8 protein-coding genes are annotated in these 12,508 nt (G+C 64.7%); 2 read left to right on the top strand and 6 right to left on the bottom strand.

The genetic code is table 11. The annotated features are described in order from the left end of the window. The first annotated feature begins 26 nt into the window (after positions 1-26). Positions 27-971 carry an alpha/beta hydrolase gene (locus PspTeo4_RS13510; RefSeq protein ID WP_322364285.1) on the top strand — a complete coding sequence of 315 codons (945 nt, stop codon included), beginning with the start codon at positions 27-29 and terminating at the stop codon, positions 969-971. A 178-nt stretch (positions 972-1,149) separates the two neighbouring features. On the opposite strand, the gene PspTeo4_RS13505 is transcribed toward PspTeo4_RS13510, so the two are convergent. The 5 genes from PspTeo4_RS13505 to pvdM form a co-directional block, all read right to left on the bottom strand. Then, positions 1,150-3,594 (bottom strand): TonB-dependent siderophore receptor, encoded by a 2,445-nt coding sequence (locus tag PspTeo4_RS13505; protein ID WP_322364283.1) that lies wholly within the window; start codon positions 3,592-3,594, stop codon positions 1,150-1,152. A 105-nt stretch (positions 3,595-3,699) separates the two neighbouring features. Further along, on the bottom strand, positions 3,700-5,349 hold the full coding sequence (locus tag PspTeo4_RS13500) for a cyclic peptide export ABC transporter (protein WP_322364282.1): 1,650 nt from the start codon (positions 5,347-5,349) through the stop codon (positions 3,700-3,702). A gap of 220 nt (positions 5,350-5,569) precedes the next feature. Further along, positions 5,570-6,487, bottom strand: a complete 918-nt coding sequence (locus PspTeo4_RS13495; RefSeq protein ID WP_322364280.1) for a formylglycine-generating enzyme family protein — start codon at positions 6,485-6,487, stop codon at positions 5,570-5,572. A gap of 30 nt (positions 6,488-6,517) precedes the next feature. Continuing rightward, positions 6,518-7,798, bottom strand: a complete 1,281-nt coding sequence (locus PspTeo4_RS13490) for an aminotransferase class V-fold PLP-dependent enzyme (RefSeq protein ID WP_322364279.1) — start codon at positions 7,796-7,798, stop codon at positions 6,518-6,520. An 8-nt stretch (positions 7,799-7,806) separates the two neighbouring features. Next, the gene (gene pvdM / locus PspTeo4_RS13485) at positions 7,807-9,159 is read right to left on the bottom strand and encodes a pyoverdine-tailoring dipeptidase-like protein PvdM (protein ID WP_322364278.1); all 1,353 of its coding nucleotides are present in this window, start codon (positions 9,157-9,159) and stop codon (positions 7,807-7,809) included. A 169-nt stretch (positions 9,160-9,328) separates the two neighbouring features. Here pvdM and PspTeo4_RS13480 point away from each other — a divergent pair, with 169 nt between their 5' ends. Beyond that, entirely contained in the window at positions 9,329-10,951 is a 1,623-nt protein-coding gene (locus tag PspTeo4_RS13480; protein ID WP_322364276.1) for a PvdJ/PvdD/PvdP-like protein, read from the top strand. 149 nt (positions 10,952-11,100) lie between these two features. On the opposite strand, the gene PspTeo4_RS13475 is transcribed toward PspTeo4_RS13480, so the two are convergent. Beyond that, positions 11,101-12,507 (bottom strand): efflux transporter outer membrane subunit, encoded by a 1,407-nt coding sequence (locus PspTeo4_RS13475; protein WP_322364275.1) that lies wholly within the window; start codon positions 12,505-12,507, stop codon positions 11,101-11,103. Position 12,508 lies beyond the last annotated feature (1 nt).

The following is a 12,508-nucleotide window of genomic DNA, read 5'->3' as shown; positions in this document are numbered from 1 at the left end:
GCCGACCGGCCTGGAGCATTCGCACCATGTCCCTGAACCCTGATATCGCTGCTTACCTGCAGCTGGTCGAAGCCGGCCGCGCCGAAGGCAAGACCCTGGCCATGCACGCCGCCAGCCCTGAGCAGGCGCGCGAAGCGTTCGACCAATCGTCGCTGCTGATGAGCGCGGGCGGCGACGACCTGGAACTCATCGAAGAACTGCAAATCCCGGCCCGTGACGGCACGCGACTGCCCGCACGGCTGTACAGTGCCCAGGGCATCGACCGTGATCGTCTGCAGCCGGGGGTGCTGTATTTCCATGGCGGTGGCTATGTGGTCGGAGGCCTGGACTCCCACGATGCGCTGTGCCGCACGCTGGCTGCGCTGTCCGGTTGCGTGGTGTTGTCGGTTGCGTACAGGCTGGCGCCGCAGTGGCGCTTCCCCACCGCGGTGGAGGACGCCCTGGATGCCTGGCAGTGGTTGCAGGCCCAGGGTGCTGAGGTTGGCATCGATGTCGCGCGCCTGGCGGTTGCCGGTGACAGCGTCGGTGGCAGCCTGGCCACTGTGGTGGCCAACCACGCGCCGGTGGCGCCGCGCCTGCAGGTGATGATCTACCCGGTCACCGATGCCAGCCGCTGGCACGATTCGGTGCAGCGCTATGCCACCGGGCATTTGCTGGAGGCCGACACCCTGGAGTGGTTCTACCAGCACTATCAGCGCAGCGCCGAAGACCGCTTCGACCCGCGCTTCTCGCCATTGCTCGAAGCACCCGAGCGCCTGCGTGTGCCGGCGTTGCTGCTGGTTGCCGAGTGCGACCCGCTGGTTGACGAAGGGCGTGCCTATGCCGCGCACTTGCGGGCGGCGGGGGTCGAGGTGGAGGAGCGGGTGTATGAGGGCATGACCCATGACTTCATGCGCATGGATGCGTTGGTGGATGAGGCGGAAGAGGCGTTGGAAGTGATTGCCGAGGCGTTGCAGCGGCGCCTGAACTAGGTGAGGGATTGGGGCTGCTTTGCAGCCCATCGCAGGCTTCGCCAGCTCCCACGAGATGGACTGCCCCCCAAGAAGTTGGACACAAATCCAACCTTTGGCGACAGTCCATCTCGTGGGAGCTGGCGAAGCCTGCGATGGGCCGCAAAGCGGCCCCAATGGGATTGAACGTCAGGCTAGATCAGAACTTGGCCCGCAGCGCCAGGTTGAAGTTGCGCGGCTCGCCGTAGAAGTTCCAGTAGTTGGGGTTGCCCAAGGTCTGGTAGTACTTCTTGTCGAACACGTTATCCAGGTTGTACTGAACTTCGAGGTTCTTGTTGATCTCGTAGATCGCGTGCAGGTTGGTCAGGTGGTAGGCGTCCTGCTGGATCTTGTAGGTCTCGCCAACCTCGGTCTGGGTCATCTTGCTCTGGGCGTAGAAGCTGCCGCCCACACGCAGGTGGTTGAGCGCGCCTGGCAGACGGTAGTCGGTGGCCACTTTGAACAGGTGACGTGGCGAGGCGCCGTTGAAGTCTTCACCCTTCTGCTCGCCGCCGATGTACTTGGACTGGGTGTAGGTGTAACCCGCCGACAGGTTCCAGTCCGGCAGGATCTCACCGTTCAGCTCAAGCTCGATACCCTTGTTGCGGACCTTGTCGGAAGCGCGGTAGCAGCCATCGGGGCAGATCGTCTCGGAGACCAGTTCGGCGCGGCCGGTCTGGTCAGCCTGGAAGACGGCGATGGAGGTCTGCAGACGCTTGTCGAAGAACTCGCCCTTCAGGCCGATCTCGTAGTTGCTGCCGGTCATCGGCTTGAGCATGCTGCCGTCGGCAGCCTGGTTGTCCTGCGGCTTGAAGATTTCGGTGTAGCTGGCGTAAGCCGACCAGTTCTCGTTCAGCTCCTGGATCAGGCCAGCGTACGGGGTGACTTCGCCGCTCTTGGAAAAGTGGCCATAGTCACTGGCTTCACGCACACCGTTGGTGTCGCTCAGGGTGTCGAAGCTGTACCAGCTCAGGCGGCTGCCGAGAATGAACTTGGTGGTGTCGGTCAGGCTGAAACGGCTGGCGACATAGATGCCTTTCTGTTCCTGGGTGCGGTTGTACTTCCACTGGTTGACGTTCAACTCGGTCGGCTTGGGCGGGTCGAACGCATCGAGGTTGTTCATGTCGACGATATAGCGGTAGGTGGCATCGCGCCCGCCGTGGTAGTCGAAGTCGTCCTTGTTCCAGTTGCCGCCGATGATCAGGTCATGCTGACGACCGAGCAGCTGGAACGGGCCGGTGAAGTAGCCGTCGATGCTGGTTTGGGTGTCGTCGTAGCGAAAGTGCCGAGGATTGAGGGTAAACAGGTCGGTGCCACCGCCTGGGAAGGTGTAGTTGCCCAGGAAGTCCGACTTGTTCCACATCTGGTTGACAGCGACGACGCCTTTCCAGCCGTTGTCGAAGGTGTGCTGGATATCGGCGAACAGGGTGGTGTTGCGCTTGTCCAGGTGGTTCCAGTCGCCGGTCAGCGAGGTAGAACGGGAGACCGGGTAGAACTCGCCGTTTTCCTGGGTTGGCAGGCCCGACCAGTCGTAACCGGAGTTACGTTCCTTCTGGTAGGTGAAGCCGATGGTGGCCATGGTCGACTCGTTCAGGTCGGCCTCGATGATGCTGTAGAACAGCTGGTTTTCTTTCTGGGCGGTGTCCAGGTAGCTGTTGGCATTGTTGTACGAAATCACCGAGCGACCGCGAATGGTGCCGGCTTCGTTCAACGGCGAGGACAAATCGACCATGGTCTTGTAGTTGTCCCAGGAGCCGACCGAGGTCTCGATCAGGGCCTGAGGCTCTGCGGTAGGGCGCTTGCGGACCAGGTTGATGGAGGCCGAAGGGTTGCCGGCGCCTTCCATCAGGCCGGTGGCACCACGCACGATTTCCACGCGGTCGTAGATATCGGTGTTGGGCTTGGACATGGCGTCCATCGAGTAGGGGTTGCCGATGTTGGTCGGTACGCCGTCGATCTGCAGGTTGGTTACCTCCTGACCGCGCGCCTGGTAAATCGAACGCTCGCCGCCGTTCTTGACGATGGTGATACCGGTGGCGTTCTTCATCACGTCGTCGAGGGTCTGCATGTTCTGGTCGTCCATGCGCTGACGGGTGACCACGGTGACCGACTGCGGCGTTTCACGCAGGGACATGGGCAGCTTGGTGGCGGTATTGGAAGTACCGGTGGCGTAGGAATGGGTGCCTTCGGTGGTGTCGCCCAGGGCCGCGCCGCTGATGTTGGTTGGCGCCAGCTCCATGTTGGTGCTGTTGCCCTTGCGCAGCAGGATCACCTGCGGGTTGCCCTGCAGGGTGAAGGTCATGCCGGTGCCACCGAGCAACTGGGCCAGTGCTCGTGCAGGTTCTGCACGCTGCTTGACCGCCTGGCTGGTGAGGCCGCTGACGTCGTCGGGGTTGAACAGGATCTGCATGTCGGCCTGGCGACCGAAGGTTTGCAAGGCGCTGGCCAGCGACTGGGCCGGGATATCGAAGCTGGCCTCCTGGGCCTGGACCTGAGCTGCGATGGGCAGTGCCAGCAGCAGGCCGAAGCGTGGCAGAGGCTTGAGACGAAGGGTGCAGCGCATGACGAAGCCGGCGAGGCTCAAGGGCTTGTGGACGGGCGACATTTCAAATGCTCATGTAAGTTATCGGCAGATTTTTTGGTTGTTGATAAGAAGACGCATTCAGCGGCAAATTCCGGAAAGAATTCGCCGCTATTTTTTTTTGTCGTCTCAGGCCGGTACGGGGGATGAGCTCACTTTGCCGCTGTTCATCCTCACCAACTGGTCCGCCACATCGAAGTAGCGGTCGTCGTGGGAGATGACGATGATGGTCTTGCCCAGCCGTTTCAGGTCGGGCAGCAGCTCGGTGTAGAAGATGCGGCGGAAGGTCGGGTCCTGGTCCGCCGCCCACTCGTCGAAGACCAGCACCGGGCGCTCTTCGAGCCAGGCGTTGATCAGGGCCAGGCGCTTGCGCTGGCCGGTCGACAGGTCGGTGGTGGTGAAGCTGCCGTCGCGCACGCTGACCTTGTGGCCGATTTCCAGGCGTTGCAGGTAGCGGTTGGCGTCGTCGGGGATGTGCAAGTCGCCTTCGACCACGTCGTCGAACAGGTAGTAGTCGGCGAAGATGGTGGTGAACAACTGGCGGTATTCGTCGCGGTTGCTGGGGTCGATGGCCTTGCCGTTGAGGCGGATCTCACCCTGGTGCGGGGCGTACAGGCCCAGCAGCAGTTTGATCAGGGTGGTCTTGCCGCAGCCGTTTTCGCCGACGATGAAGATGATGTCGCCCTGTTCGATGCGCAGGTTGACCGGGCCCAGGCGGAACGGCTCGCTGCCTTCGACCGGCGGGAAGGCGTAACCCACGTTCACCAGCTCCAGGCTGTGCACCGGCTCGGGCTTGCTGGCCTTGGCGTCGAGCAGCAGGTGCGGTTCGGGCGAGGAGAACTGTTCGGACAGCTGGGCGATGCGGGCGAAGGCGACCTTGGCGCGGCTGACGATGGGCAGGGTGCCGATCAGGTGTTCCAGCGGGCCTTTCATGTACAGCAGCACCAGCACGAAGCCGCTCATCACGGTCTTGTCGTTGCTCGGCCACAGCGACTGCAGCACCAGGGCCATGCCGATGACCACGAAGAACAGCATCGAGCCGAAGGTCTTGGCCACCACGAAGGTGTTGATGGCCTTGATCTGGGTCTTGCAGATGAAGTCGGCGGTGGCCTGCACGCCCTGGCTGAACATGCGGTTGCGGCGCGGGCGGTGGATGCGCAGTTCCTTGGCGCCTTCGGCGATGGCGCTGTAGTTCTTCTGCAGGGTGTCTTCGGCTTCACGCGCGGCGGCGAAGCCACGGCCGCCGCTGGCCTGGGCGACGAACTGGGCGACGCTGCCGATGGCGATGGCCACCACCATCAGCAGGAACATCTGCCACGACAGCATGGCCAGGTAGCCCAGGCAGCCGAGGGTGACGGTCATCGAGATGGCCAGCGGGGCGAAAGCGAAGGCGAAGTCGCTGATGGTGTCGACGTCGTGGGTCAGCACCGGGATCAGGCGGTGGCTGCGGTAGCGTTCGATCTGCTCGATGGGGGCGGCGAGGGTTTTCTCGCCCAGTTCCTTGCGCAGTTTGGCGATGATGTTCTGGCCGACGTAGTTGGTACCGATGTCGGAGCTGATCGAGCAGGCCAGGGCCAGCAGGCACAGGCCGGCGAAGGCGGCGATGGCGGTGCTGGTGATGTTGCCGTCACTGTGCAGGGCGGTGTTGATGCTGGCGAGCAGGGCGGTGACGCTGAGGCCGCCGACCATGCCCAGGACGATGGAGAGGGCGACGATGGGCCAGAAGGGTCTGAGCAGGGCGAACAATTCGCTGAGGGCGCCGCGGGGTGGCTGAGTCATGGGGCAGGGTTCCGCTTAGGAAAATGGCTTTGGGCTCCCTGTAGGACGACTGGTGGGCGGGGGAATTTAGCGGGAATCTGGGAGGCTATAACCGCTGTGGGAGCTGGCGGAGCCTGCGATGGGCCGCACGGCGGCCCCACTATCGGCTTATGCGAGGGCTGTGCCCTCGATCGCAGGCTTCGCCAGCTCCCACGAGTGATGGGCTTTCCCTCGGGCTCGGTCAGAGATCGCGCACTACACGAAACCCGATCCAGTCGCCGCGCTCGTTGGGGTAGAGGTCGTTGCGGTTGCCGGAGCGGGAGAACACCGGCGCTTCGCCGTAGTCGTTGCCGCGAATGCTCTGGAACTTGCAGTCCTTCTCCAGCCACGGGCTGCCGTCGGTCGGCGCGCCGACATAGTTGTCGTGCTTGCAGTCGGCGGTCCACTCGTAGATGTTGCCGTGCATGTCGTACACACCGAAGGCATTGGCCGGGAAGCTGCCGACTGGCGCTGTGTAGCTGTAGCCATCGGCCGGGCCGTAGGTGTTGGCATGCTTGGCGATGCTGTATTCCTTGCCTTCATCGAACGGGAAGGGGAATGGGCCGGTGCTGCCAGCGCGGGCCGCATACTCGCGCACCGATTCGCTGGTCAGGCGGTATTGCTTGCCGGTTTTCTTCGACAGCCAGGCCACATAGTCCTGCACTTCATTGAGGTTCATGCACACGGCCGGGTGCTTGCCGGTCACCTTCAGGTTGCCGCCGTAGGTGGGGCGTCCACCCTGGGTGGCGGTGCCGGCCTGGCACAGGCGGCCCGGGCGGTCGTCGCCACTGGGCATCTTGTAGCCAGTGGCCTTGATGAAGGCATCCCATTCGTCGAAGGTGACCTGGAAGCGGCTGATGGCGAACGGTTTGTCGAAGGTGACCTTGTGCAGCGGACCTTCATCGGCCTGGCGGCCCACTTCGTCATCGGGAGTGCCCATCATGAACGAGCCGGTGGGCAGCACCACCATTTCCGGGCAGCCCTTTTCGCAGTCCTTGAAGACTGTGCCGGGCTTGGGCGTGGCGGCCTGCGCCGAGGCGCTGGCCGTGAGCAGGGCCAGCAGGGCCAGCGGTGCGAGTGCGCAAAGGGCGCGGTGGCGAACGTGCGGTTCAGGGCTCATGAGTCGTCTCGTGCTAATGGAAAACGGGCGTCACAGCTGGGCGCTGAGCAGGGTCATGAAACGGTCGATCTGTGCTTCGTCGTTGAGCAGGCCGGGCGCGGAGCGGATCACCGGGCCGACGTCGCGGTACACCGCATCGACAATCGCCTTCTGCCGCAGCAGGGCGGCGGCAACCTTGTCGCTGTCGCGGTCCTTGACCCGGAAGAAGGTGAAGCCGGCGCTGTGCTCCGGGGCCAGCGGAGTCACCAGTTCGACCTGGCGGTGTTCGCCCAGGCGCTGCTTGAGGTAGCTGTTGAGCTGGTGAATGCGGCTTTGGACGTCGGCCTTGCCCAATTGCAGGTGCAGCTTGAAGGCTTCGTCCAGTGCCCAGCGGTGCTCGAAGGCGTGGTAGCCGCCGGGGGTGAGGCTGGTGGCGAAATCGCTGTCCTGGGAGAAGGTCGGGATCAGCGGCGTGATGTCCTTGAGCTGCTCGCTGCGTGCGCAGATGATGCCGGTGCCACGCGGGCCGAACATCCATTTGTGGGTGCCGGCGATGAAGTAGTCGCAGTTCATCTGCGGGAAGCTCAGGTCTTCCACGCCAAAACCATGCACGCCGTCGACGACATAAAGGATGCGGTCGGCCTCGGCGCGGTTGCGGTTGTGTCGGTCGACCACCGCGCCGATCTCTGCAAGGGGCAGCTTCACGCCGCTGCCCGACTGTACCCAGGTCATGCCCAGCACCCGGGTGTTGGGTCGGATGCTGTGGTCGATGTTGCCGACGATCTCGTCGGTGCTGACCTTGGCTGGGTCCTTGAACAGGCGGATCCGGCGCACCTGGGTGCCCTGGCGCTGGGTGCGGAAGTCGAGCACCGCTTCGGCGGCGGAATGCTCGTGGATGGTGGTCAGGACTTCCTGGTCCGGGCGCACGTGCAGCCCGCCATAGACGATTGCCAGGCCTTCGGTGGTGCTGCCGGTCAGGGCGATCTGGCCGGGGCGCGCCTGCAGGTATTTGCCGGCCCATTCACGTACACGGGCTTCGTGCTGCCACGGCTCCTGGCGGTCCCAGTCCATCACCAGGCCAGGGTTGCGGTCGACGCTGGCACGGTAGCGGTCGATGGCCTCCTGCACAGGTTTGGGGTGCGAGGTGATCAGGAAGTTGGAAAGGTGCAGGTAGTCCGGGTCTTGGTTGAACAGCTGGCGCAGTTGCGTCCAGCGGTCACCCTGCACCGGCGGCTTGGCAGGGGCGGCCAGAGCCTGGCCGAGGCCGCCGCCCAAGGGCAGGGCGACGGCGAGCAGGCTGGCGTGTTTGAGAAAGGTGCGGCGGTCGCTCATGGTTGCGCTTACCGGGTAGAGGAAAGGGAAGGGCTGGCGGCCTTTTCCACCTGGGCCCAGACACGCAGGAAGTTGCCGCCCCACAGCTTGGCGATATCGGCCTCGGAATAGCCGCGCTGGATCAGCTCGGCGGTGACGTTGCGCACTTGGCTGACATCGTCCCAGCCTTGCACGCCGCCGCCTTCGTTGAAGTCCGAGGCAATGCCGACGTGGTCGATGCCGATCTTGCGCACGGTGTAGTCGATGGCATCGCCCAGGTCTTTCAGGCTGGCCTTGGGTTCTTCATCGAGAATGGCGTAGAGCTGGCTGGCGTAGCTGCCGAAGCGCTGCTCGGGCCAGGCGGCGATGATCGGGTCGCCGGGCATCAGGGCCATGGCCAGGTTGGGCAGCGGTGGCAGGTCGAACTTGGCGCGCAGGGCGTTGAGTTTGTCCTGGGTCTTTTGCGTCAGTGGGCGCAGGTAGCCGGAGAAGCCGACGATCTGTACCACGCCGCCGCTGTTCTTGATCAGCTGCAACTCGCGGTCGCTGAGGTTGCGCGGGATGTCGACCATGGCCCGTGGCGCGGAGTGCGAGGCGACGATGGGCGCGCGGGTCAGGGCGCTGACCTGCTCCAGGGCCTGGGTGGACATCTGCGAGACATCGATGATCACCCCCAGGTCGTTGAGCCGTTGCACCGCCTGCTTGCCAATGGGCGAGAGGCCGCCCAGGGCGTCGGGCGAGTCATTGAAGAACGGCAGCGGGCGCGACGAATCGGCCCAGTCGTTGTTGCCGATGTAGCTGAAGCCGAACATGCGCATGCCGCGTGCCGCCCAGGTGTCTAGCAGGTTCAGGTCATTGCCCAGGGGGTAGGCGTTGAGCATGCTGATGAAGATGGCGAACTTGCCTTCACCGTGCAGGCGGCGGAAGTCTTCGGGGGTGTAGGCGATACCGACCTGGTTGGGGAAATCGCGCACCAGGCCGGAAATGATCTTGTAACGTACCTCTTGCTGGTTGCGGGCTTCGTCGAGAAAGCCTGCGGTCGGGCGGTGCGGCGCGTTGGCGCCGTTCCAGATTTCCGGCCAGCCGAAGATGGTCAGCGCAGCGCCCGACAACCGCCCTTTGGCCGCCTTGGCCAGGTCGAACTGGCCGTCGCCATCCTTGTCGGCTTCCTGGCCGTGGGTGCCGAAGTCCAGCGGCAGGGTGATGTGGCTGTCGAAGGAAATCAGCCGCTCTTGCAGCTCATCGGCCTGCTTGACCACTTCGCGCGGATAGTGGGGCGCAGGGCTCAGCCACTGGTTCCAGGCCAGGTAGCCGCCGGCGCCGAGCAGCAGGGCCAGGGGCACGCCGATGTACAAGGTTTTCTTCCAGCGAGGTCTTGTCATTGCCATCTCGATTCAGGTCCGCGAATGCCGGGGGCTTGGGCTATCTGGGAGGGACGAGCTTGGCAGGTGGAAATTTAGCGGGGGGTTGTCACGGCACGGCTAAATTTCGCCGGGGAACATACGTCCTTGCTGGGATAGAGCCTGCTTCATGGCGGACACAGGTAGGGTAATGACGATTTCTCGACGAGGGTTCATGGCCGGTGTGGCCTTGGTGGGCGCGGCGGTGCCGGCGGCCTATTACGCACACCGCGAGCTGACCAAGGAAGAGTTCCCGATAACCCCGGGGGAGGCCAGCGTGGAGCTTGCCGACACTGCGGGCCAGCGCCTGGGCAACCGCCTGCGTGGCATCTGGACCATCCGTTTCGAAGGCGCCGATGCCGGGCTTGCCGGGTTGCCGGCCCAGGAGCTGGAACTGTTCATCGACATTGCCGCGCGAGGGCGTGGCGTGCGCGGTTGCCTGGACAACGCCCAGCGCCTGCGCAGCGAACAGGCGCCGCGCTACCAGTTGATCGGTGACCTGGTCGAAGCCGAGCCCAATCGCCTGTACTGGCGTCTGAAGCCCGAGGATGGCAGTCATCCGGGCTACGAGATGGCGATCACCTTCGATGAAGTGTGGGGCGAGTTCGGCAATGCCGGCAGCGAGACCTTGAGCGGGCGTATTTCCGCGCTGGATCGGCCCTTGGCACTGCCGCTACAGGACAACCGCTTCGTCGCCATCCGCCAGCGCGTCCCCGAAGCACGTCAGACCATCGCCCTTGAGCCGCCGTTGCTGAACTGGCTGATTTCGCCGGAGCATCGCCTGTTCCACCAGCTGTGGCATGCCTCACGGGACAAGTGGCACAACCTGCCGGATGAAAAACGCGACGCCCTGCGCGGCCTGGGCTGGCAGCCAGGCCCCCGTGACCGGGAGCGCGATGCCCGGGGCAAGCTCAAGGACCGCAACGGCTCGGGCGAGGACTTCTTCTTCATGCATCGGCACATGCTGGCCGCAGCCCGTGCCCTGCAGCCGCTGCCATCCTGGCCGAGCTTCCCGTTGCCACAGCCGGAGCTCGAACGTGACCGCCTGGGGTTCGCCCGCTATTTCGATAACGTCGACGGCTGCTCGGTGCCACCGACCTGGTTGGCGCCGGGGGACGATTCGTTCAGCGAGTGGGTCAACGGTATCAAGCGGGCCGAGACGTTCCATGGCAACTTCGCGGTCTGGGAGTCGCAATACCGAGACCCGCGCTACCTGTCGCGGATGACCTTGGGGCAACTGGGTTCGGAGATGGAGCTGGGCCTGCACGACTGGCTGCACATGCGCTGGGCTTCGGTGCCGCGCGACCCCTCCAACGGCGCACCGGTGCCGTTGGCGCGCGAGCTGGACGACTTTGCGCCGCGTTGGTACGCGGCGGAAAACGATTTTCTGGGCGACCCATTCTCGTCCCACGTGCACCCGGTTTTCTGGCGTTTCCATGGTTGGATCGACGATCGTCTGGAGGACTGGTTCGCCGCCCATGAGCGTTTCCATCCTGGCGAGGTGAGCCGGCTGCAGGTCAACGGCGTGCCCTGGTTCGCGCCGGGACGTTGGGTGGACGTGGCCGACCCTTGGCTGGGGCCCGATACCCATGGTTGCAGCACGGTGCCTGGGGTCAGGCCGGGCAAGTCGGTGGAAATGGATGTCGAGACCATGAAGCTGGCCTTGCGCATCATCTTTGGCGAGGACGAAGGCAAGCTGGCCGGGTTCATGCGCCAGGTGCCGAAGCGGCCGTGGTATGCGCGGCATCTTTCATTGAAAGGGTTGCTGGCCTAGGGCTTCACAGGCTGCCCACCTTGGGGCAACGGCCTGTTGGCCCATCGCCGGCAAGCCGGCTCCTACAGGATCTGCGCGGTCCTTGTGGGAGCCGGCTTGCCGGCGATCACGGGCGAAGCCCGTGCCATGCAATTACACCCATGGGCAACTCACTGCCCCACCTGCCAGCCACCCCCCAGCGCCTTGTACAGCGCCACGCTTCCCTGCAGCCGTGCCAATCGCAACTGGGCTTGCTGATCCTGCGCCTCATACAGCGTGCGCTGGGTTTCCAGTACCGTCAGCAGTGTCTCGGCCCCGGCACCATAACGCTGTTGGGCGAGGTCGAAAGCCAGACGCGCCTGCTGCACTTCCTCATCCTGCCACTGCCGTTGGCGGTCGACGCCGTTGATGGCGTTGAGCGCTTTCTCGACATCGGCGAATCCGGCCAGGATGCTGCTGCGGTAGGTCTGTAGCAGTTCTTCCTGTTCGGCCTTGGCCAGATCACGCGCGGCGCGCAGACGGCCGTTGTTGAAGATGGGCGCGACCAGCCCGGAGGTAAGCGTGTAGTAGGGGCTGTCGAACACCTGGGGCAGGGTGCGTGCCCCCGAACCGAACTCGGCGCCAAGGGTCAGCTTGGGCAGCATGGCGGCCCTGGCCACCTGCACGTTGGCACTGGCCGCTGCCAGGCGCGCTTCGGCGGTGGCGATGTCGGGGCGGCGGGTAAGCAGTTCGCTGGGTACGCCGCTGCCAATCGCCGGCCACTGCACGGCGTCGATGCGTTCGTCGCTGCTTGGCAGGTTCTGCACCGGGTCGCCGAGCAAGGTGGCCAGGGTGACGCGGTTGTCCTGGCGGCGTTGCTCCAGCAGCGGCAGCTGGCGTTCCTGGGCGGCCACCAGACTGCGTTGTTGGGCCAGCTCCAGGCGGGTGGCCGAGCCGGAGCGCTGGCGTGCCTCGACCAGGCCCAGCACGTCGCGGGCATTGCGCAGGTTGAGGCGGGCAATGCGCAGCTGTTCATCCAGCGCCAGCCCTTGCAGGTAACTGTCGGCCACGGCGCTGACCAGGGTCAGCTCCACCGTCTGGCGGTCGAAGCGGCTGGCGTCCAGGCCGTACTGGCCGCTGTCGCGTGCAGCGCGCAGTCCGCCCCAGAAGTCGATCTCGTAGGTCGCGCTCAGCTGGGTGCCGAACGAGGTGCTGGTGCGTTCGCTGCTGCTGACATCGAGCTGGTCGCTGCCGTCGCCACGCAGCAGGTGTTGGCGGCTGCCTTCAAGCCCGAAACTCAGCTCCGGCAGCAGCGGTGCCCCGGCGATCACGGCACGGGCCTGGGCCTGGCGTACTCGCGCGGTGGCAGCGGCCAGGTCGTAGCTGTTGAGGCGGGCACGTTCGACCAGGCGGTCCAGCTCAGGGCTGGCGAAGGCCTTCCACCATTGCGCCTGGGGCAGGGCGAGTCCGGCGGCGCCGGTATCTCCCTGCCAGGCGCTCGGTGGCGTGATACCGCTGTCGGGTGGCGGCGGTGTCGTGCTGCAGGCGGCGAGGCAGAGGCTCAGGGTCAGCAGGCTGATGCGGCTTGGCAATGTCATG

This window comes from Pseudomonas sp. Teo4 (assembly GCF_034387475.1).
In the GTDB taxonomy this organism is placed as follows: domain Bacteria; phylum Pseudomonadota; class Gammaproteobacteria; order Pseudomonadales; family Pseudomonadaceae; genus Aquipseudomonas.
This window is presented reverse-complemented; position numbering and strand designations above follow the sequence as displayed.